Origin of the sequence: Streptomyces sp. NPDC088554 (assembly GCF_044752945.1) — a bacterium.
Taxonomy (GTDB): Bacteria; Actinomycetota; Actinomycetes; order Streptomycetales; family Streptomycetaceae; genus Streptomyces.
This window is the reverse complement of the sequence record NZ_JBIVMF010000002.1, coordinates 176,490-196,020: the sequence shown is the minus strand read 5'-3', so window position 1 is coordinate 196,020 and position 19,531 is coordinate 176,490. Positions and strand designations below refer to the sequence as shown.

The 19,531-nt window shown below is 70.4% G+C and carries 14 protein-coding genes and 1 pseudogene; 8 read left to right on the top strand and 7 right to left on the bottom strand.

Going from position 1 to position 19,531, the window contains the following annotated elements; genetic code table 11:
- Positions 1 to 19: 19 nt before the first annotated feature.
- The 3 genes from ACIP8W_RS02900 (at position 20) to ACIP8W_RS02890 (ending at position 3,196) form a co-directional block, all read left to right on the top strand.
- A complete protein-coding gene (locus ACIP8W_RS02900) occupies positions 20 to 721 on the top strand; it encodes a fasciclin domain-containing protein (RefSeq protein WP_401952680.1) in 702 nt (233 codons plus the stop codon).
- 277 nt (positions 722 to 998) lie between these two features.
- Positions 999 to 1,766 (top strand): DNA-binding response regulator, encoded by a 768-nt coding sequence (locus ACIP8W_RS02895; RefSeq protein WP_402201716.1) that lies wholly within the window; start codon positions 999 to 1,001, stop codon positions 1,764 to 1,766.
- A gap of 269 nt (positions 1,767 to 2,035) precedes the next feature.
- Positions 2,036 to 3,196 carry an SGNH/GDSL hydrolase family protein gene (locus ACIP8W_RS02890; RefSeq protein ID WP_402201714.1) on the top strand — a complete coding sequence of 387 codons (1,161 nt, stop codon included), beginning with the start codon at positions 2,036 to 2,038 and terminating at the stop codon, positions 3,194 to 3,196.
- Positions 3,197 to 3,293: 97 nt separating this feature from the next.
- Here the strand turns inward: ACIP8W_RS02890 and ACIP8W_RS02885 are convergent, their stop codons facing one another.
- From ACIP8W_RS02885 to ACIP8W_RS02875, 3 genes are all read right to left on the bottom strand, one after another.
- Positions 3,294 to 4,148 (bottom strand): ABC transporter permease, encoded by an 855-nt coding sequence (locus ACIP8W_RS02885; RefSeq protein WP_401952671.1) that lies wholly within the window; start codon positions 4,146 to 4,148, stop codon positions 3,294 to 3,296.
- Positions 4,145 to 6,781: an alpha/beta fold hydrolase gene (locus tag ACIP8W_RS02880; RefSeq protein WP_401952668.1), complete on the bottom strand. Its 2,637-nt coding sequence runs from the start codon at positions 6,779 to 6,781 to the stop codon at positions 4,145 to 4,147. Before ACIP8W_RS02880 ends, ACIP8W_RS02885 begins: the two co-directional genes overlap by 4 nt.
- Positions 6,782 to 7,302: 521 nt before the next feature.
- A complete protein-coding gene (locus tag ACIP8W_RS02875; RefSeq protein WP_402201711.1) occupies positions 7,303 to 8,646 on the bottom strand; it encodes a histidine-type phosphatase in 1,344 nt (447 codons plus the stop codon).
- A 203-nt stretch (positions 8,647 to 8,849) separates the two neighbouring features.
- Between ACIP8W_RS02875 and ACIP8W_RS02870 the strand changes: the two genes are divergently transcribed.
- On the top strand, positions 8,850 to 9,173 hold the full coding sequence (locus ACIP8W_RS02870) for a VOC family protein (protein ID WP_402201710.1): 324 nt from the start codon (positions 8,850 to 8,852) through the stop codon (positions 9,171 to 9,173).
- On the top strand, positions 9,170 to 9,703 hold the full coding sequence (locus ACIP8W_RS02865; protein WP_402201708.1) for a GNAT family N-acetyltransferase: 534 nt from the start codon (positions 9,170 to 9,172) through the stop codon (positions 9,701 to 9,703). The genes ACIP8W_RS02870 and ACIP8W_RS02865 overlap by 4 nt, the downstream gene beginning before the upstream one ends.
- A gap of 111 nt (positions 9,704 to 9,814) precedes the next feature.
- Here the strand turns inward: ACIP8W_RS02865 and ACIP8W_RS02860 are convergent, their stop codons facing one another.
- Positions 9,815 to 10,003: a YegP family protein gene (locus tag ACIP8W_RS02860; RefSeq protein WP_401952658.1), complete on the bottom strand. Its 189-nt coding sequence runs from the start codon at positions 10,001 to 10,003 to the stop codon at positions 9,815 to 9,817.
- A gap of 319 nt (positions 10,004 to 10,322) precedes the next feature.
- Between ACIP8W_RS02860 and ACIP8W_RS02855 the strand changes: the two are divergent.
- Positions 10,323 to 11,524 (top strand): annotated as a pseudogene (locus tag ACIP8W_RS02855) (Cmx/CmrA family chloramphenicol efflux MFS transporter).
- Here the strand turns inward: ACIP8W_RS02855 and asnB are convergent.
- Both asnB and ACIP8W_RS02845 read right to left on the bottom strand, forming a co-directional pair.
- A complete protein-coding gene (gene asnB, locus ACIP8W_RS02850; RefSeq protein ID WP_402150120.1) occupies positions 11,497 to 13,338 on the bottom strand; it encodes an asparagine synthase (glutamine-hydrolyzing) in 1,842 nt (613 codons plus the stop codon). The pseudogene ACIP8W_RS02855 and the gene asnB sit on opposite strands and share 28 nt — an antisense overlap.
- Positions 13,339 to 13,718: 380 nt before the next feature.
- Positions 13,719 to 15,218, bottom strand: a complete 1,500-nt coding sequence (locus ACIP8W_RS02845) for a CoA-acylating methylmalonate-semialdehyde dehydrogenase (RefSeq protein WP_402201705.1) — start codon at positions 15,216 to 15,218, stop codon at positions 13,719 to 13,721.
- 593 nt (positions 15,219 to 15,811) lie between these two features.
- Between ACIP8W_RS02845 and ACIP8W_RS02840 the strand changes: the two genes are divergently transcribed.
- Positions 15,812 to 16,723, top strand: a complete 912-nt coding sequence (locus ACIP8W_RS02840; RefSeq protein WP_401952648.1) for a sugar phosphate isomerase/epimerase family protein — start codon at positions 15,812 to 15,814, stop codon at positions 16,721 to 16,723.
- Positions 16,724 to 16,904: 181 nt separating this feature from the next.
- The gene (locus tag ACIP8W_RS02835) at positions 16,905 to 17,102 is read left to right on the top strand and encodes a helix-turn-helix transcriptional regulator (protein WP_401952645.1); all 198 of its coding nucleotides are present in this window, start codon (positions 16,905 to 16,907) and stop codon (positions 17,100 to 17,102) included.
- Between the two features lie 101 nt (positions 17,103 to 17,203).
- On the opposite strand, the gene ACIP8W_RS02830 is transcribed toward ACIP8W_RS02835, so the two are convergent.
- Complete coding sequence (locus ACIP8W_RS02830) at positions 17,204 to 19,492, bottom strand: MMPL family transporter (RefSeq protein ID WP_402201703.1); 2,289 nt, start codon at positions 19,490 to 19,492, stop codon at positions 17,204 to 17,206.
- Positions 19,493 to 19,531 lie beyond the last annotated feature (39 nt).

Sequence of the window (19,531 nt, the reverse complement as noted above, 5' to 3'; positions counted from 1 at the left end):
CAGGAAGAGGAATCGGCTTATGAAGCCCATCCGTCTGCGCAACACCCTCGTGGCCGCCGCCCTCGCGGCGGCCCTCCCGGTCTCGCTCGGCGCCACGGCACCGCGCGCCTTCGGGGTCTCACCGGCCCCCGCCACACCCGGCACGCCGGCCGTCTCCCCGTCCCCGAGCACGTCCCCCAGTACGTCACCCAGCACCTCGCCCAGCCCCACCGGGCCCCTGGTCCCGCCCGGCCCGGTCGTCCCGTGGGGGCCGGACTGCTCATGGATCCCGAGCGCCGGCGTCGGCAGCGCGGCGGCCCTCCGCGAGGAGCCCGCGATGACCGCGGCCTCGCACATCCCGCAGCTTTCGCAGCTGGTCGCGGCGGTGAGGAAGGCCGGGCTGACGGACACGTTCGACAAGGCGCGGAAACTGACCCTCTTCGCCCCGACCGACACGGCCTTCGACAAGATGCCCAGGGCTCAGCTCGTCAAGCTCCTCAACAACGGGCACCGGCTCTCCACCGTCCTGAAGTACCACGCGGCGGACCGGAAGATCACCCGCCGCGACCTCCCGAGGGGCGCGTTCGTGACGCTGGAGGGGTCGACGATCACCACCTCGGGGTCCGGCACGACGTTCCGGGTCAAGGACGCCGCGACCACCGATACGGCGAACATCCAGTGCGCGATCGGGACGGCCAACGCCACGGTGTATCTCGTCGACACGCTGCTGACGCCGTACTGACCCCGGCCCCCGGGGCCCGGCCGCCCCCGCGCGAACAGGCTCGGAACAAAGCCCCGGACCGGCCCCGAGCAGGGCCCGGGGCCGGCCTCCGACCGGCCGCGCGGACCCCCGCGCGGCCGGAATCGGCGGCTATGGGTGCGCACCCGTCTCGTTGGCATGGAGTCGCCACTCTCTGAACTGCACTTGTCACGGTGAGCGATGATGTGCGTACATGGAGTGGCGTACGGCTCCGAGGGGATGGCGGGGGTGGTCAGCCGTGGCAGAGGTTACGGGCTCTGTGCTCAACAGATCGACGCTGCCGATAAACGGGACGCGGGAGGACGCGGTGGCGGACACCCACCCGCCCGGCCGTCCGATCCAGGGGGTACGAGAGGTCACGGCCACCCTGACCGCGCTGGTCCGCTCCGCCCGCCGTGAGCTGCTGATCTTCGACGATCCGGGCAGTTGTCTGGGGCAGTGCATTCCGGAGCAGTTCCTGGAGTTCGCGGGCGCCTGCGTCCGCGCGGCGGGGGACCAGAGCTGGCCGGACGGCGGCCCGGGGGGGCTCGGCGGAAGGGGCCGGGGGCGACCACCCTCGGTCGGCGTCCGCCGGATCGTCCCCCGGCACGGCCTGGCCGCCCTTCCGCACCCCCTCCCCCGGCAACTCCCCGGCCGGGCGCGCCAGACGGACTCCATCCCCTTCAAGATGATCCTGGTGGACCGCTCGGTCGCGGCGGTCCCCCTCGATCTCCAGCTCCACTTCCACGGGTTGCTGCTGATCCGCGACCCGGTGGTCGTCCAGGCCCTGGTCCGTACACACGAGAGCTGGTGGGAGACGGGCGAGGAGCTGCCCACGGCGACCGTCCCCGCCCCCGGGGTCCTGCCGGTGGCGCTGCGGCCCGTGCTGGAGGCCCTGCTCGCCGGGCTCACCGACGAGGCGGCGGCCACCCGGCTGGGCATGTCCAGCCGTACGTACAGCCGCCGGGTAGGCGATCTGATGGCGGCCCTCGGCACGACGAGCCGCTTCCGCGCGGGCGCGGAAGCGGCGCGCAGGGGGTGGATCTGACGGGGTGGACCTGACGGGGGTGTTCCGACGGGTTGGTTTTCGCGAGGGGGTGGTGGATCTGACGGGGTGGTTCCGACGGCGGAGTTTTCGCGAGGGGTTGACGGAGGCGCGTGTGGCGACCACCTTCGATAGCGGACCTTTGGGAGCGCTCCCAAAGGTCCGATCCGGCGTGTCCTGCCCGTCCAGCTTCCCCCCCACCATCAAAGGATGGCCTCATGCGGACGCATCGCCAGATATCCCGAGTGGCCCCGATATCCCCCGCAGCCCCCATGTCCCCGATATCCCCCGCAGCCCCCGTGTCCCGAAGGGCGCTGCTCACGGCCACCGCCGCAGGCGTCGTCACCGCCGTCGCCTCCCCGGCTCGGGCGACCGCCCCGGCACCGGCGCCCTCCCCGCGCCGGGCCGTCGGCCCGTGGGACCAGTTCCACACGGTGGGCCGCGTCAAGGCCGCCGCCGACGGGGCCGCCCAGTACACCTGGCCCGGCATCTACTTCGAAGCCCGCTTCCGGGGCACCGGTGTGGGCGTCGCCCTCGACGACTACAACAACGACTACGACATCCAGATCGACGGGACGACCGCCACCACCCTGGTGACCCCGGGCCGGACCACCGCCTGGGTCAACGGCCTCGCCAACACCGAACACCGCGTGCGCCTCGTCAAACGTACGGAGAGCCCCTGGGGCGCGGGCAGGTTCAGCGGGTTCGTCGCCGCGTCCGGAGGCGCGATCCTCGCGAAGCCCCCGGCGCGGAGCAGGCAGATCGAGTTCATCGGCGACTCCTTCACCGCCGGTTACGGCAACGTCTCCACCACACGCGACTGTTCGAACAACGGAGGGGTCAACCGGAACAGCAACGCGGGCCTCGCCTTCGGCTCCCTCACCGCCCAGAACTTCAACGCCGACTACCAGCTCAACGCCTACTCCGGCCTCGGCATGGTCCGTAACTACAACGGCGGCAACGCCACCGTCGACTTCCGCACCTACTACGACCGCGCGCTGCTGAACATCGACGGCGACATCTGGCAGAAGCCGGACACCTGGCTGCCCCAGGTCGTCGTGGTCGGCCTCGGCATCAACGACTTCTCGACCTCCCTCAACGGAGGCGAGCGCTGGACCACCCAGGACGCGCTGGTCGCCGCCTACGAGAGCGCGTACCACGGCTTCCTCGACAGACTGCGCGCGCGGTACGGCCCCAGTACGTACATCGTGGTCGGCGCCACGCTCCTGTCCAACACCACCGCGTTCGCGCAGGCCGCCCAGCGCATCGTCCAGGAGCGCAATCGCCGGGGCGACAGCCTGGTCCGCTACTGGTACTACGACGATCCGGGCCTGGACCGCCTCGGCTGCGACTGGCATCCCTCCCTCAACGACCACCGGATCGTCTCCCGCCTGCTCAACAGCTACCTCGCCACCCTTCCGCTGCGCTGGTAGCCGCGACAAACGCCACGGCCCCGCCCTCGCGGACTCCGAGAACTCGCAGAACTTCGGAGAACTCGCAGAAGAGGGCGGGGCCGTGGGGGCAGCAGCGCTAAGAGACGATGTCCTTACGCGAGAAGCCCCGGAAGGCCAGCGCGAACAGCACCACCGCATAGGCCACCGAGACCGCCGCGCCCTTCGCCATGCCGCCCCACTCCAGCTGCGGCTGGAGCGCGTCCGCCCAGGCGAACTGCCAGTGCGCGGGCAGGAATTCGCGCCACGACCCGAGCGCCGTCACCGCGTCCAGCACATTGCCGATGATCGTCAGCCCGACCGCGCCGCCCACCGCGCCCAGCGGGGCGTCGGTCTTGGTCGACAGCCAGAAGGCGAGCCCGGCGGTGACCAGCTGGGAGACGAAGATGAACCCGATGACGAGCGCCAGCCTCGGCAGCGTGTCGGCGATGGGCAGGAAGCCGCCGGTCGGCAGTTGGAGCGGGGCCCAGCCGTAGGCGGCCGTGCCCACCGCCAGCGCGATCAGCGGCATGAGCAGCATCGCCGCCGCGCTCATCCCGAGCGCCACCGCCAGCTTGCTCCACAGCAGCCGCCACCTCGGTACGGGCGCGGCCAGCAGATAGCGCAGCGAGGACCAGCTCGCCTCGGAGGCCACGGTGTCCCCGTGGAACAGCGCGACGGGCACGACCAGCAGGAAGCCCGCCGAGACGAAGAGGCAGGTCGCCGCGAAGTTGGCGCCGGAGGCGGTCGCGGTGTCCATCAGGTTCACCCGGTTGTTCCGGCCTTCCGGGGACCCGCCGATCGCGAAGGCCACGACCAGGACGAAGGGCAGGGCGCCCAGGATGGCGCCCATGGCCAGCGTCCTTCTGCGCTTCAGCTGCCGCAGCGCCTCGACCCGCAGCGGCAGGGTGCGCCGGGCCCGGTAGCCGGGGGCCGTTTCGGTCAGCGCGCTCATGCGGAGCCTCCGGAGATCAGGGTGAGGAACGCGTCCTCCAGGCGGCGGTGCGGTCCGACACCCGTCAGCGGGACATCGAGCCGGATCAGCTCGGTGACCAGCGTGGTGGTGCTCGCCCCGTCGAGCTGGACGAGCAGTCCGGGCGGACCGTCCGCGCGGACGGCGGAGCCGATGCCGGGCAGTGCGGCGATCTTCTCCACCACGGCCTCGGACACCTCCTCGGCGGTGGTGACGAGCAGGATGTCGCCCGCGCCGGTGATCTCCTCGACCGGACCGGCCTGGACGAGCCGGCCCTTGTGCATGACCACCAGATGCGTGCACGACTGCTCGACCTCGGAGAGCAGATGGCTGGAGACGATCACGGTCCGGCCGGCGGCCGCGTACTTGATCATCACGTCCCGCATCTCACGGATCTGCGGCGGGTCGAGGCCGTTGGTCGGTTCGTCGAGGATCAGCAGGTCCGGCATGCCGAGCATCGCCTGCGCGATGGCGAGCCGCTGCCGCATGCCCTGCGAGTACGTGCGTACGGCACGGGCGAGCGCGTCACCGAGCCCGGCGATCTCCAGGGCCTCCTCGATGCGGGAGTCCTCGGTGGGGCGGCCGGTGGCCTGCCAGTACAGCTCCAGGTTGTCGCGTCCCGACAGGTGCGGCAGAAAGCCCGCCCCCTCGACGAACGCGCCGACCCGGGAGAGCACCGGGGCGCCGGGCCGGATCGCGTGCCCGAAGACCCGGATCTCCCCGGCGTCCGGGGAGATCAGCCCCATCAGCATGCGCAGGGTGGTGGTCTTGCCCGCGCCATTGGGCCCGAGCAGTCCGAGGACCTGGCCCTTCTCCACCTGGAAGGAGAGCTCGCGGACCGCGTAACGGTCGGCGGACCTGGCGTACCTCTTGGTCAGACCGGTGATCCGGAGCGGCACCTCCGCCAGCCCGGGATCCGGCGCGGGGGCGGTGGTGCGCCGGCGCGCGGTGAGCAGCAGCGCCGCCGCGATCAGTACGCCGATACCGGGCAGCCCCCAGGTCCACCACGGCAGCGCGGTGGATCCGCTGGTCAGGGCGGGCACGGTGGGGACGGTCAGCGGGCCGTCCAGGGCGACCTTGTACGTGGCGGGTGCGACGGGTGAGGCGTACGCCAGATCGGTGGCGGCCAGGACGACCCGCAGCCGGTGGCCGGGGACCACCTGATGGTCCACGGCGGGCAGCGTCAGCTCCACGGTCCTGCCCCGCTCGGCGTCCTCGATCCGTACGGGCGCGACCAGTTGCGAGGGCAGCACCTGGCGGGTGCCGTCCGCGCCCACGTCGTACACCTTCGCGAAGAGCACCGCGTCTCCGGAGCTGGAGGTGACGGTGGCGCGTACGGTCGGGGAGCCGGTGATCCGTACGGAACGGTCGAGCGGCTTCGAGTCGAAGGTCGCGTTCTGCCCGGGGAAGTCGAGGGAGAGCCCGACGCCGAGCGAGGACAGCTGGGAGAGCCCGGCGCCGACGCCCGGAACGGCGGAGATCGCGGGCGGGCTCGCGCCCGCCGGGTTCTGGAAGGTCTTGGCGGCGCCGTCGAGCGGGACGGTGGTGGTGCCGCTCTCCAGTCCGGGGTAGCTGTCGCTGGTCGCGCCCCTCAGCTGGGCCCGGCCGTCCGTGGAGTCCACACCTCCGGTCCTGCTGACCCGGAACGCGGGCCCGGTGTCCGTACCCTTCTCGTCCTTGAGATAGCGGTCGAACCAGGAGGAGATACGACTCTGCACCCGGGCGCTCTCCAGGTCGCCGCCGTCATGGCCGCCCGCGATCCAGTCGACGTCGACGGGTGCGCCGTTGGCGCGGATGGCCTTGGCCATGGCGTCGGCCTGGCCGAGCGGGAAGAGCGAATCGCTCTGGCCCTGGACGATCAGCGCGGGGACGTCGATACGGTCCCCGACGGCGGACGGGGAGCGGCGCTCCAGCAGCGCGCGGGCGGCCGCGTCGGGGGTGCCGGAGACGGCCACCCGCTGGTACATCTCGCACAGCTGCTTCTCGAAGGTGGCGCAGCCGCCGCCGGTCGAGAAGAAGATCCCGGCCCAGAGCTTCTTGAAGACGCCGTTGGGGAAGAGGGCGTCCGCGAGGTTCCAGTAGGTGATCTGCGGGGCGATGGCGTCGACCCGCTTGTCGTACCCGGCGGCGAGCAGCGAGACGGCCCCGCCGTAGGAGGCGCCCGTCATCCCGACCCGGGGGTCGCCCTTGGCGTCGAGCTGGACCTCGGGGCGCTTCGCGAGCCAGTCGATCAGCCGGGAGACGTCCTTGACCTCGTGGTCGGGGTCGTTGAGCCCGATCTCGCCGGTGGACTTCCCGAAGCCGCGCGCCGACCAGGTCAGCACCGCGTATCCGTCGCGGGCGAGCTTCTCGGCCTGGGCACGTACGTCGTCCTTGTTCCCGCCGAAGCCGTGCCCGATCAGGACGGCGGGTCTGCGCCCGCTGCCCGCGGTGAAGTACGACGTCTCGATGCGGGCGCCCGGCATCTCCATCACCTGGTCCTCGCGGTGCACGGCGGGCGGGCTGTCCGAGGCGACGGCTGTCCAGGTCCCGGCGCCGACGAGCACGGCGGCGGCAGCGAGCACCGCGGGCCGGCGCGCGCGCCATCGGGACCAGTGGGGGGTTGGGGTCTCCATGTTTGAACCCTAAACGTCTCTGGCGGCCCCCCTCACTGACACCGGAAGGAACTGGGGGGCCTCCCCGAGGAGTACGGGCCACCGGCCGCGTACACCAGACGCGGTAGACGTACTCCGGACAGACCCCCCTCCCGGCCCTCGGTCGAACCCGCCTCCTCGCCCCAGTCGACCAGCATGCCCCAGCCCGGCGCGTAGTTGCCGTGCAGGATCAGGGAGGCCGCGCCACCACAAGTCTCACCACCGGTTTCCCACTGACCGGGGCCGTGGTCACGGACCTGCTGGAGCGCCCGGTGACGGATGAGACGGCCGGGCCGCAGAGGTGGGCGAAACAGCCGACACCGTATCCCTCACACTGCGCCCGTTCCAGATCCTGACACTGCGCCTGACACCGCAGGCGGGCTGAGCCCACAGGCCGTCTGACACCACAGGTCGTCTGAGAACAGACGGTCCACAACACGAGTGCCCCGCCCCCCTCTTGGCTTCCGGCCGAGGGGGGCGGGGCACTCCGCGTTCCATGGCGCTCACTTCCGCCCGAAACAACGCTCCAACTCGCCCAGCCCGTAAAAATAACTGTTCTTGGAAACGGGCCGGCAGCCGTCCTTGAAAGCGGTCTGCTTCTCGTTGTAGAGCATCCGGACGAGATAGTCCCCTCGCCCGTTCCGGAAGACATCCCACTGGATGTTGGCGGCCATGGGAGCGACGGAGGAACCGCGCCAGGAGTTGTTGGCGTAGGTGTACGGAGCGGATTCGGTGGCCTGTTCCTCGCTCCCCGGCAGCTTCATCAGGGCGGCCAGCGGCATGATTTCCTCGGCGTGCGTGAAACGCAGGACCGCACCGAACTTGCTCTTCCCCGACTTCTTCTCCTCGATCTGCCGGAAGAAGTCGTCGAGCAGCACATCGGCCATCCTGTAGGTGATGTCGTCGCCCTTGAAGCCGGGGCCGTTCTCGTAGAAACTCTCGGCGTCGTCGAGATAGGCGAACCAGACGGCGTCCTTGGCGTCGATATACCGCCCCAGCTGCCAATCGCCCTCGGCCCGCATGCTCGGCGCGATGCTGTAGAGGTCGTACACCGCCCGCGCGGCGTCCACCTGATCCGCCGGGTCCATTCCGTCCACAAAGGCGGGGGTGAAGATCTTCCGCAGTACATTCCGCGCGGCCGTGAAGGTGCGCGGCTGCTCCCTGATCTTCTTCAGGGTCGCCGCGAGGCGCGCGTCGTTCTCGATGTAGTCACGGTAGGCGGCACCACCGTCCGACTTGTGGAAATAGAGCAGATCCGCATCGGTCCGCGCGGGATCGACCAGCGACCCCAGCTTCGGATCCGATGCCACGAGGGCGTCCACGAAATTCGTGCCGCTGTCGACCGCGCGGCCCTTTCCGGAACTGACCACATCGATCCGCTCGGAATTCTCGGACATCCGGTCGAAAAGCCCGGGAAGCCGTTCCCGCAACCGGTCGGCCGTATCCCGGATCTCCTGCTTGCCCCGGGCACTGAGATTCCCGTACCCGACCTTTTCCATCGCGTCGAGCAGCCCCCGCACCTCACCCCCGAACCCCGCGCCGAGCCGGGTGAGTCGCCCCTCGCTCTCGGCCCGCCGCCAGACCCCGAGTATCAGATCGCCGTCCGCGCTGTCGGTGGCCGCGCGCGAGCCATGGCGCGAGACGTTCTCGGTGAACACCGGAACGAACCCCTGGGGCACACGCTGATACCCACGCGCGCTCTCCAGCGGCCGGTAGGGAGTCTTGGTGGCGTAATACCCACCGCCTTCCTTCCCTTCCCCCTTGCCCGAAGCCTGCGCGGCACCGGCCCCCGGCAGCAGCGCGGAAAGGGCGAGCGCGATGGCAACAGGTGCGGTAACTCGACGCATACGTACTCCTCGATCGCCCACCGGGCAACAACCAACCCAACACCGCAGTCTCACCCGCCAACCTGAACACGGGATGTCCCCCACGGGATGCCCCGGCGACCCCTGCTCGAATCGAGCGCCCGGCACAGGTCGCGGAGGGTGCCGTCGATCAGTACGGTGTGACGCCACCTGTATCCGAGAGCGTTCGGCGTTACGGAGTTGCCATGCCCTCGCAGATGAAGCTCACCTCGATCAACCTCGACTGCCCCGACGCCCTGGCACTGGCCGCGTTCCACCAACAGGCCACCGGGTTCGGACTCCACCCCGAGTCCAACGCCGACTTCGCCGCCGTCACCCGCGAGGACGGGCTCGTCATCGGCTTCCAGCGGGTCGCCGGCTACCGGCCCCCGCAGTGGCCCGGCCAGCCGGCGCCCCAGCAGTCCACCTCGACTTCGCCGTTGACGGCCTGCCCGAGACCGAGGCCCGGCTGCTGGAACTGCCACCGATTAACCCTGTGGCCTCCGCATTCGACAGGATGGGGGCCATGACCGAGATCCAGACACCCCGCCTCCTCCTCCGCCGCTGGCACGACGACGACCTCGTCCCCATGGCCGAGATCAACGCCGATGACCAGGTCATGCGGTGGATCGGTGACGGGTCGGTACTCGATCCGGACCAGACCGCCGAGAAGATCGAGCAGTGGGAGGACGAGTGGGACGAGGAGGGTTTCGGCCTCTTCGCCGTCGAGCTGCTGGCCTCGGGTGAGCTGATCGGCTTCGCGGGGCTGTCCGTACCGGAGTATCTGCCGGAGGTCATGCCCGCCGTGGAGATCGGCTGGCGGCTCGGGCAGCCGTTCTGGGGGCAGGGGTACGCGTCGGAGGCGGCGCATGCCGCGCTGGAGTTCGCGCTCCAGGACCGGGGGCTTGACCGGGTCGTCGCCATCAGCCGGCCGGGGAACGACGCCTCCGAGAACGTGATGCGGAAGCTCGGCATGAGCCTCGAACTCGACACCGTCCACCCGGAGTTCGGCCATGCGCTGCATGTACACGCGATCGATCTGACGGAGTTTGACGCCTGAGCACGGTGGGTTCAGCGGGCCACCCAACCGGGGGCACCGACCGAGCCGTACGTCCTCTGTACGGCTCCGGGCCGGTCTGCTTTCCATGGCCGACCGGCCCGGAGCGTATGGCTACTTCCCCATCTCAAGGTCCTTGACCGGGGCCTCGGGGGCGTTCGCCTTGACCGAGGCGATGCCCTTCTCGGCGGATGCCTTGCTGTTGTACGCCTCGCCCACGGCGATGATCTCGCCGTTGCCCGCCTTCAGCCGGAAGCGGTGTTTCCCGGCCTTGTCCTGGTACAGCTCGAAGTGGCCCGACATTGGGATCTTCCTTTCTCGCATCGACCCCCTTTGTCATATAAGCCACCGGGAAGGCGAGGCTGGCGATCCGGGCGCGCGTCCGGGCCCGACTTCACTCCTTTGCCGCCGCCGGGTACCCTCACGGTCGTGTCCAGCCCCGAGGCCAGCAGACTCTAGCCACCGGTCGTCCGGTGGCCCGTGCTTCCCGTTCCGTGGCAGCCCCACGCCGTGCTGAGGCCGTGGGGGGCTTTTCCGTACGTACGGTCGAAGCGCCTCGCCACACCCACCGGACCCCCCGCTGACTCGTCGATCCTTTCGCCGGCTTCCTCTGGGGTTTCTCATGCCATTCGCTGTCTACGTGCTCGGGCTCGCCGTCTTCGCCCAGGGCACTTCCGAGTTCATGCTGTCCGGTCTGGTGTCGGGCATCGCCACCGACCTGGGCGTATCCATCCCCGCCGCCGGGCTGCTGACCTCCGGGTTCGCGGTCGGGATGGTGATCGGGGCGCCCTTGATGGCGCTCTTCAGCCGGAACTGGCCCCGGCGCCGGGCCCTGCTGGTCTTTCTCGGGGCGTTCATCGCCGTGCATGTCGTGGCGCCGTCACCACCAGCTATCCGCTGCTGCTCGCGACGCGGGTCGTCGGGGCGCTGGCCAACGCCGGGTTCTGGGCGGTCGCCCTGGTCACGGCGGTCGCGTTGGTCGCGCCCGAGGCCAGGGCGCGGGCCACATCCGTGGTGGTCGGTGGTGTCACCGTGGCGTGTGTGGCGGGTGTTCCCGCTGGGGCCGTGCTGGGTGAGCAGTGGGGGTGGCGGGCCGCGTTCTGGGCGGTGGCCCTCGTCTCCGTACCGGCGGTTCTCGCTGTCGCGCGGGCCGTTCCCGACGCGGTCCCGGAGGAATCGGGGACGACCGGGGTGCGCGAGGAGCTGCGGGCGCCGACCGGGGCCCGGCTGCTGGTGACGCTGGGGGCGATGGCCCTCGTACAGGGAGCGACGTTCTGCGCGTTCTCCTATCTGGAGCCGCTGGTCACGGGGGTCACCGGGCTCGGGGCGGGCTGGGTGCCCGTCGTGCTCGCGCTGTTCGGGGTGGGGTCGTTCGTCGGCGTCACCCTCGCGGGCCGGCTCCCCGAGGCCAGGACCGACGCGCTCATCGCGGCCGGGATGGCGGCGCTGGCGATCGGCTGGGCGGTGCTGGGCCTGGCCGCCTCGAACGCGGTGGCGGTGACCGTGCTCGTCCTTCTCCAGGGGATGCTCGCGTTCGGTACGGGCACGGCCCTGATCTCCCGGGTGTTCCTGCTGGCGGCCGGGGCGCCGAGCCTGGCCGGGGCGTTCGCCACCGCCGCGTTCAATGTCGGGGGCGCGCTCGGGCCGTGGCTCGGCGGGCTGGCGATCGGCGCCGGGTACGGATTCCGGGCGCCGCTGTGGGTCAGCGGCCTGCTGATGGCCCTCGCCCTCGGCGCGGCCGGTGCGCTGTCCGCGATGCGGCGGGTGGGAGGGCCGTACCCTCGCGGGGAAAGCACTCAGGAGACCGAGATCTCCGGGTCGTAGAGGTCCAGCCAGACCGCGAGGTCCAGGGTACGTTCCATGCCGCGCCGTGCGGCGGTGGTGTTCTGCGGGGAGTCGCGGTCCACCACCTGCCGTACGCGGGCCGCGTCGACCAGGTCGAAGACCCGGTGGGCGGGGGTGGCGAGCAGGTCCCTGGTCTGCTCGCGCAGGGCGTGCGCGTACGCGGGGTCCTGGGTGGAGGGGTAGGGGCTCTTCACCCGGTCGTAGACCGACCGCGGCAGGACATCGGCGACGGCCTCCCGCAGCAGGCTCTTCTCCCTGCCGTCGAAGGACTTGAGGGACCACGGCGCGTTGTAGACGTACTCCACGAGCCGGTGGTCGCAGAACGGCACCCTGACCTCCAGTCCGACCGCCATGCTCGCGCGGTCCTTCCGGTCGAGCAGCATCTGTACGAACCGGGTCAGATGCAGCCGGCAGATCACGCGCATGCGGTACTCGAAGCCGCTTTCCCCGGCGAGGCGTTCGACACCGGCCACGGCCGTGGCGTAACTGTCCCGGATGAAGTCCGGCAGTTTCAGGGCCTGGTGGATCTCGGGGCGCAGCACCCCCACGTCGTCGCCGAAGTGTTCGTCGAAGTGGACCAGCCAGGGGAAGGTGTCGGCCTTTCTGGCCCCCTCGTCGAAGAACTGGGGGTAGCCGCCGAAGATCTCGTCGGCCGATTCGCCGGAGAGCGCGACCGTCGAGTGCCGGCGGATGGCCTTGAAGAGCAGGTAGAGGGAGGCGTCCATGTCCCCGAATCCCAGGGGGAGATCGCGGGCTGTGATCATCCTGGCGCGGATGGCGGGGTCGGCCAGTGCGCGGGAGTCGAGCACGATGTCCTGGTGCTCGGTGCCCGAGGCGCGTACGACGTCGTGGACGAAGGGGATGTCCGTGGTGGCGCGGAAGGCGTCGGCGACGAAGTGCTCCGTCCGCCCGGTGAAGTCGACGGAGAAACTGCGCACCGACTCGCCCGTCTCGGCCAGTTGGCGGGCGGCCAGCGCCGTGAGGCCGGACGAGTCGAGTCCACCGGAGAGCAGCACACAGCGCGGCACATCGGCGACCAGCTGGCGGCGCACGATGTCGTCGAGGAGGGTACGGACGTGCTTGACGGAGGTGTCGAGGTCGTCGGTGTGCGGGCGGGTCTCCAGCCGCCAGTAGACGTGCCGGCGCGGCCCGTTCCGGTCCACGGTCACCAGGGTGCCCGGCTCGACCTCGTACATTCCGTCCCAGACGGCGTGTCCGGGCGTCCTGACGAAGGCGAACAGCTCGCGCAGTCCGCCGAGTTCGACGCGGGCGCGGGCGAGCGGGTTGGCGAGGACGGCCTTGGGTTCGGAGCCGAAGAGCACACCGTCCGGGGTCGGGTAGTAGTAGAAGGGCTTGATCCCCATCCGGTCGCGGACCATGACGAGCTTCTGCTCCCGGCCGTCCCAGATCGCGAACGCGTACATGCCGTTGAGGCGTTCGGCCATCGCCTCGCCCCACTCCAGATAGGCGCGCAGGACGACCTCGGTGTCGGATTCGGTGGTGAACCGGTGTCCCCGGCCGGTCAGTTCGCCGCGCAGCTCGGTGAAGTTGTACGTCTCACCGGAGTAGACCAGCGCGAGGGTGCCGCTCGGTGTGTCGAGCGTCATCGGCTGCCGCCCCCCGGGCAGATCGATGATCGCCAGCCTGCGGTGACCGAGGGCGACGGGACCACTGGTCCAGGTCCCCCGGTCGTCGGGGCCCCGGCAGGACATCGTCTCCGTCATCGCGTCCACGGTGGGGGACTCGGCCAGCAGATCACGGCCGTACGAGACCCAGCCGGTGATGCCGCACATAGGTGTCCTCAGGGGCAAGGGGCCGGATCAGTCGTATCCAGTCCAGCGTCTGTCAACGAGCGCGAGCCATGGGGACCGCGACGGGTCAACGCGGGTGTCGCGCGGACGGTTACGCGCCTCTGGCGAATTTCAGGGGTCTCCGTTTCCCGTGGCCCCGACGCCCGGACGCACCGCGGCCCGTACGGCGTGAATGCGTGCCGTACGGGCCGGGGTTGCGCGGGTGGGTGGTGGGCGGTCGCTCGGGTGGGGGCGCTCGCTCGGGCGGAGGCGCTCGGGGTGGGTCGTTACGCGGGCGGTCGGGCCGGCCACTCGGGGTGTCAGCCGGTTGCGCGGGTCGGTGGTGTGTGGGTCAGTGGTGTGTGGGTCAGTGGTTGCGCGGGTCAGTGGTTGCGCGGGAAGCCCAGGTCCACGCCGCTCGGCGCGTCGGCCGGGTCGGGCCAGCGGGTGGTGATCACCTTGCCGCGTGTGTAGAAGCGCACCCCGTCGTTGCCGTAGATGTGGTGGTCGCCGAAGAGCGAGTCCTTCCAACCGCCGAAGGAGTGGTAGCCCACGGGCACCGGGATCGGCACGTTCACCCCGACCATGCCGGCCTCGATCTCCAGCTGGAAGCGGCGGGCGGCGCCGCCGTCGCGGGTGAAGATGGCTGTGCCGTTGCCGAACGGCGAGGCGTTGATCAGGGCGACGCCCTCCTCGTACGTCTCGGTGCGCAGCACGCACAGCACCGGGCCGAAGATCTCGTCGCGGTAGGCGTCGGAGTCGGTGGAGACCTTGTCGAGCAGGGACAGCCCGATCCAGTGGCCCTCCTCGTACCCCTCGACCGTGTATCCCGTACCGTCCAGGACGACTTCCGCGCCCTGGGCCGCCGCGCCCGTGACGTAACCGGCGACCTTGTCGCGGTGGGCCCTGGTGATGAGCGGGCCCATCTCGGACGCGGGGTCGTCGCCGGGGCCGATCCTGACCTTCTCCGCGCGCTCACGGATCCTGGCGACGAGTTCGTCGCCGATCGCGCCCACCGCGACGACCGCCGAGACCGCCATGCAGCGCTCGCCCGCCGAGCCGTACGCCGCCGAGACCGCCGCGTCCGCCGCCGCGTCGAGGTCCGCGTCGGGCAGCACCAGCATGTGGTTCTTGGCGCCGCCGAGGGCCTGGACGCGCTTGCCGTTGGCCGAGGCGGTCGTATGGATGTGGCGGGCGATCGGGGTGGAGCCGACGAACGAGACCGCCACCACGTCCGGGTGCGCCAGCAGGCGGTCCACCGCGACCTTGTCGCCGTGGACGACGTTGAGTACGCCGTCGGGCAGCCCGGCCTCATGGGCCAGCTCCGCCAGGAGATTGGCCGACGAGGGGTCCTTCTCGCTGGGCTTGAGGACGAAGGTGTTGCCGCAGGCGATGGCCGGCGGGAACATCCACATCGGCACCATCGCCGGGAAGTTGAAGGGTGTGATGCCCGCGACGACCCCCAGCGGCTGGCGGATCGAGGCCACGTCCACCCGGCTGGAGACCTGGGTGGACAGCTCACCCTTGAGCTGGGTGGTGATACCGCAGGCCAGCTCGACGATCTCGATGCCGCGCGCGACCTCGCCGAGGGCGTCCGAGTGGACCTTGCCGTGCTCGGCGGTGATCAGCGCGGCGATGTCGTCACGGCGCGCGTCGAGCAGCGCCCGGTAGCGGAAGAGGATCCCGGTGCGCCGGGCGAGCGAGGAAGTGCCCCAGCCCGCATACGCGGCTTTCGCCGTGGCGACCGCGCTGTCGACCTCCTCGGCGGAGGCCAGCGCGACCCGTGTGGTGACGGCGCCGGTCGCCGGATCGGTGACCGGCCCCCAGTTGCCGGACGCGCCCTCGACGGACTTGCCACCGATCCAGTGGTTGACGGTCTTCATTTCTGCCTCCGACTCATCCGGCCCGTTCGCAGCTGACAGCGGTGCGAACATCCCACCACGCGCGCGTGGGGTGCGGTGGGAGCGTCGGCCGGAAGCCTCCGGATCGTCGGCGCCGGAAGCCTCCGGATCATCGGCCCGAAGCCCGGGTCATCGGCGCCGGAAGCCTCCGGTCCGAGCCTTCGGTACGAAACCTCCGGCCCGAAACCTCCGGTGCGGGGCCGCTGCGAGCGGGGAGCATGTCGCTCGCGCTTCGCTCCTGCCAGGGCGAAACGGCCCCGCACCGGAGGCGATCTGTGCATGGGCCTCGCGCCCGGCCCGGCGGAGCCGGAACTCCGCCGAACGCGCCTTCCCTGCCCAGCAGTTCAAAATCTCACTTTACGTGTGCGCGACACGACCGGCCGTGAGGGGAACTCGTCGAAGATCCACCGGAACGGCCACCCGAGCAGTCACGCCGTACGGGCGCGGACAGGGTGTCCCTTCGGTTCGATGGTCAAGGTCAGGTCTAACCCTCCACTCCGAGTCCTGTCAATGATTTGTCTTTACATTCGGATGACGGGTTGACACTCCTTCGACGTGGCCGGAAGCTGACCGGCATGACCTCCTCCGTACCCACGTTGAACCGCATCCGGGTCGGTTCGGCCCCCGACTCATGGGGGGTGTGGTTCCCCGACGACCCCCAGCAGGTCCCCTGGCAGCGCTTCCTCGACGAGGTCGCCGAGGCCGGCTACGAGTGGATCGAACTCGGCCCCTACGGCTATCTGCCCTCCGACCCCGCCAAGCTGGCCGAAGAGACCGCCCGGCGCGGGCTGAAGGTCTCGGCCGGGACCGTCTTCACCGGGCTGCACCACGGGCCGTCCGTCTGGGAGAAGACCTGGGACCACGTCTCGGACATCGCCGCACTCACCCAGGCGATGGGCGCGGACCACCTGGTCGTCATTCCGTCGTTCTGGCGGGACGACAAGACTGGCGAGGTCCTGGAGGACAGCACCCTCACCCCGGAGCAGTGGCGCCACCTGACGTCCCAGACCGAGCGGCTGGGCCGGGAGGTGCGCGAGCGCTACGGGCTGAGCATCGTCGTCCACCCGCACGCCGACACCCACATCGACAGCGAGGCGAACGTCAGCCGCTTCCTCGACGCGACCGACCCCGAGCTGGTCTCGCTCTGCCTGGACACCGGGCACTACGCCTACTGCGGCGGCGACAGCGTCAAGCTGATCGAGACCTATGGCGAGCGGATCGGCTACCTCCACCTCAAGCAGGTGGACCCGGAGATCCTCGCCGACGTCGTCGCGAACGAGGTGCCCTTCGGCCCCGCCGTGGCGCGTGGCGTGATGTGCGAGCCGCCCGCCGGGGTGCCCGAGCTGGGGCCGGTGCTGGCCGCCGCGCAGCGGCTGGACGTCGACCTCTTCGCCATCGTCGAGCAGGACATGTACCCGTGCCCGCCCGACAAGCCGTTCCCCATCGCCGAACGCACCCGCCGCTTCCTGCGGAGCTGCGGAGCCTAGGCAGACAGTCACATATATCTCCATTTCGCATGCCTTTCGTCACAGGAGAGTGACAGCCCACCCCCTTCGGTCACTCTGCGTTGCTCAGTGGGCACAGGCTTGGTGATCGCCAGCGTCCGGGCCGCAGCTCCCCCGACGGCCCACCGGCCGCCTCTGCGGCGGACGCGGGGAGGCGCGACCGATGACGGACACAAGGCTCTGGTCCTACAAGGAGATCGCGGCGCACATCCGGGTGCAGCCGGACACCGTCCGCTCGTACCGCAAACACGGGCTGCTGCCGCCTCCCGACCATGTGGAGAACGGCAAGCCCTACTGGTACGCGGACACCATCCGCACCTGGGTGTCCAAGCGCCCCGGCAACAGGGCCAACAGAGGCTGACAGCACCTGTCGGCGGGCGGGACCCCGTACCGGACCACAAAGTCCGGTACGGGGTCTTCCCGTTCCCCCGCCGCTCCTCTGCGGCAACCGGGCCAGATGCCTCAGACGACCGCCGTGTCCCGGTCCCGGGCAGAAGGCCCTGTCCCGTCCCCGGGCCCGCCGTCGCCCCGGTCCCCAGGTCCGTCTCCCGATCCGTCTCCCGATCCGTCTTTCGCCCCGTCCTTGGTGGCTTCGGAAGGCACCGGTTCGCCCTCGCTGAGGCCGAACCGGTCGTGGAAGCGGCGCAGCGGGCCGGGCGCCCACCAGGTCGCCTTCCCCGTCAGCTTCATCACCGCCGGGACCAGCAGGCTGCGTACCACCATCGCGTCCATGAGGACGGCGAGGGCCAGGCCGAGGCCGAGCATCTTGGTGTTGGTCACCCGGGAGGTGCCTATCGCCACCATGACCACCGCGAGGATCACGGCGGCCGCGGTGATCAGTCCTCCGGTACGGCGCAGCCCGAAGATCACCGCCTGCTCGTGGTCACCACCCCGGTCGTACTCCTCCTTGATCCGGGAGAGCAGGAAGACTCCGTAGTCCATGGAGAGCCCGAAAGCCACGCAGAACATCACGACCGGAACGGTCGTCTCGATGTTCCCGCTGGAGGTGAAGGCGAGCAGTCCCGAGAGATGGCCGTCCTGGAATACCCAGACCATCGCCCCGAACATGGCGGTGAGGCTCAGCGCGTTGAGCACGACCGCCTGGATGGGTATCAGCACACTGCCGGTGAGCAGGAAGACCAGGATCAAGGTCACCACCATGATGATGCCCAGCGCCCAGGGCAGCCGGTCCGCTATGGCGGTCTTGGAGTCGACGAGCATGGCGGCGACGCCGGTGACCGAGGTGTCGAACGGGGCGGATTCCGCGCGGATGTCACGGACGAGCCGCTGGGTGGCCTCGTCCACGGCCTCGTCCTTGGAGAGCACCGTGAAGTATCCGTGCGTCCCCGAGGTGACGGGCCCGTCGATCCGCCGCACGCCGGGCAGCGCGGCGATCCGGTCGCGGTAGGCGGTGTACTCGGCGGGGGTGGCGCGGCCTTCCGCGAGGATCTCGAGGGCGCCGCCCGGATTGCCGGGGAAGCCGTCGCGTATCTCCTCCTGGACGATCCGGACATCGGCGCCGGCGGGAAGCTGGCGGTAGTCGGCGGTGCCGAACTTCGCGCCCAGGAAGGGCAGCCCGAGCAGGACGAGGACGATCGCCGTACCGAAGGCGAAGAGCGGGGCCCTGCGCATCACCAGAGCCGCCGCACGCCCCCAGCCGACTCCTTCCTCCTGCGGCTTGCGCGTTTTCTTGCGCAGCAGCCGCCGCAGGTCCAGGGAGTTGACCCGGTGGCCCAGCAGCATCAGCGCGGCGGGCAGCAGGACCAGGGCGGCCACGGCGGCCAGCAGGACCACCGCGATCCCCGCGTAGGCGAAGGACTGGAGGAAGTACTGGGGGAAGACCATCATGGCGGCGAGCGACACCGCGACGGTCAGCGCGGAGAACAGGACCGTCCGTCCGGCGGTGCGCAGGGTGACGCCCACGGCTTCCCGCACCTCGGCGCCCTCGGCCAGTTCCTCGCGGAATCTGCGCACGATGAACAGGGCGTAGTCGATGGCCAGCCCGAGCCCGAGGGCCGTGGTCAGGTTCTGCGCGAAGATCGAGACCTCGGCGATCTCGGTGAGGCCGCGCAGCACCGCGTTCGTCCCCAGGATCGCGACGACGCCGACCGCGAGCGGCAGCAGGGCGGCCACCGCGCTGCCGAAGACCATCACCAGCAGCACCAGGGTGACCGGCAGGGCGATCAGCTCGGCCCGCAGCAGATCCTCCTGGATGATCTCCTGCATCTCGTGCTGCACGGCGACGGGCCCGCCGAACGAGACCTTCAGCAACCCCTGTGTGCCGCGGTATTCGGGCGCTATCCGGTCCAGGACCGCCGCGGCGGTCTTCTCGTCCCCCTCGATACGGGCCGCGATGAGCGCTTGGCGGCCGTCCTCGGCCCGCAGGGCGGGCGCTCGGGTCTGCCAGTACGAACCGATCCCGGTGATGCCCTTCTCGGCCGCGAGACGGCCGGTGAGCCGTTCGGCCTCGGCGGCGACAGCGGGGTCGTCGACCGTCCGGCTTCCGCTGTCGACGAGGAGCAGCAGATTGGGCTGGGAGGCGGGGAACTCCCGCTCCAGCACCTTGGTGGCATAGGTCGACTCGGCGTCCGGGTCCGCCCAGCCACCGCTGCTCATCCGGTCCGCGGCCCCGCTGCCCGCGAACACGGCCAGGGCCGTGATCACCAGCGTGAGCAGCAAGGAAAATCTTGGACGCGCGGTGACGAACCGGGTCCAGCCCCCGAGGCGCGGTCCGGTGTTGACTTCGGACATGGTGCGGTGTCCCCTCACCTTGACCCGTTGCATGGGTCG

Excerpts from the sequence above, each read along its gene's own strand:
- ACIP8W_RS02880 (WP_401952668.1), bottom strand. The coding sequence starts at position 6,781 with ATGGAGACCCCAACCCCCCACTGGTCCCGATGGCGCGCGCGCCGGCCC.
- ACIP8W_RS02840 (WP_401952648.1), top strand. The coding sequence starts at position 15,812 with ATGACCTCCTCCGTACCCACGTTGAACCGCATCCGGGTCGGTTCGGCC.
- ACIP8W_RS02865 (WP_402201708.1), top strand. The coding sequence starts at position 9,170 with ATGACCGAGATCCAGACACCCCGCCTCCTCCTCCGCCGCTGGCACGAC.
- ACIP8W_RS02870 (WP_402201710.1), top strand. The coding sequence starts at position 8,850 with ATGCCCTCGCAGATGAAGCTCACCTCGATCAACCTCGACTGCCCCGAC.
- ACIP8W_RS02830 (WP_402201703.1), bottom strand. The coding sequence starts at position 19,492 with ATGTCCGAAGTCAACACCGGACCGCGCCTCGGGGGCTGGACCCGGTTC.
- ACIP8W_RS02835 (WP_401952645.1), top strand. The coding sequence starts at position 16,905 with ATGACGGACACAAGGCTCTGGTCCTACAAGGAGATCGCGGCGCACATC.
- ACIP8W_RS02890 (WP_402201714.1), top strand. The coding sequence starts at position 2,036 with ATGTCCCCGATATCCCCCGCAGCCCCCGTGTCCCGAAGGGCGCTGCTC.
- ACIP8W_RS02845 (WP_402201705.1), bottom strand. The coding sequence starts at position 15,218 with ATGAAGACCGTCAACCACTGGATCGGTGGCAAGTCCGTCGAGGGCGCG.
- ACIP8W_RS02860 (WP_401952658.1), bottom strand. The coding sequence starts at position 10,003 with ATGTCGGGCCACTTCGAGCTGTACCAGGACAAGGCCGGGAAACACCGC.
- asnB (WP_402150120.1), bottom strand. The coding sequence starts at position 13,338 with ATGTGCGGCATCACCGGCTGGGTCTCGTACGGCCGTGATCTGCTGGCC.
- ACIP8W_RS02900 (WP_401952680.1), top strand. The coding sequence starts at position 20 with ATGAAGCCCATCCGTCTGCGCAACACCCTCGTGGCCGCCGCCCTCGCG.
- ACIP8W_RS02885 (WP_401952671.1), bottom strand. The coding sequence starts at position 4,148 with ATGAGCGCGCTGACCGAAACGGCCCCCGGCTACCGGGCCCGGCGCACC.
- ACIP8W_RS02875 (WP_402201711.1), bottom strand. The coding sequence starts at position 8,646 with ATGCGTCGAGTTACCGCACCTGTTGCCATCGCGCTCGCCCTTTCCGCG.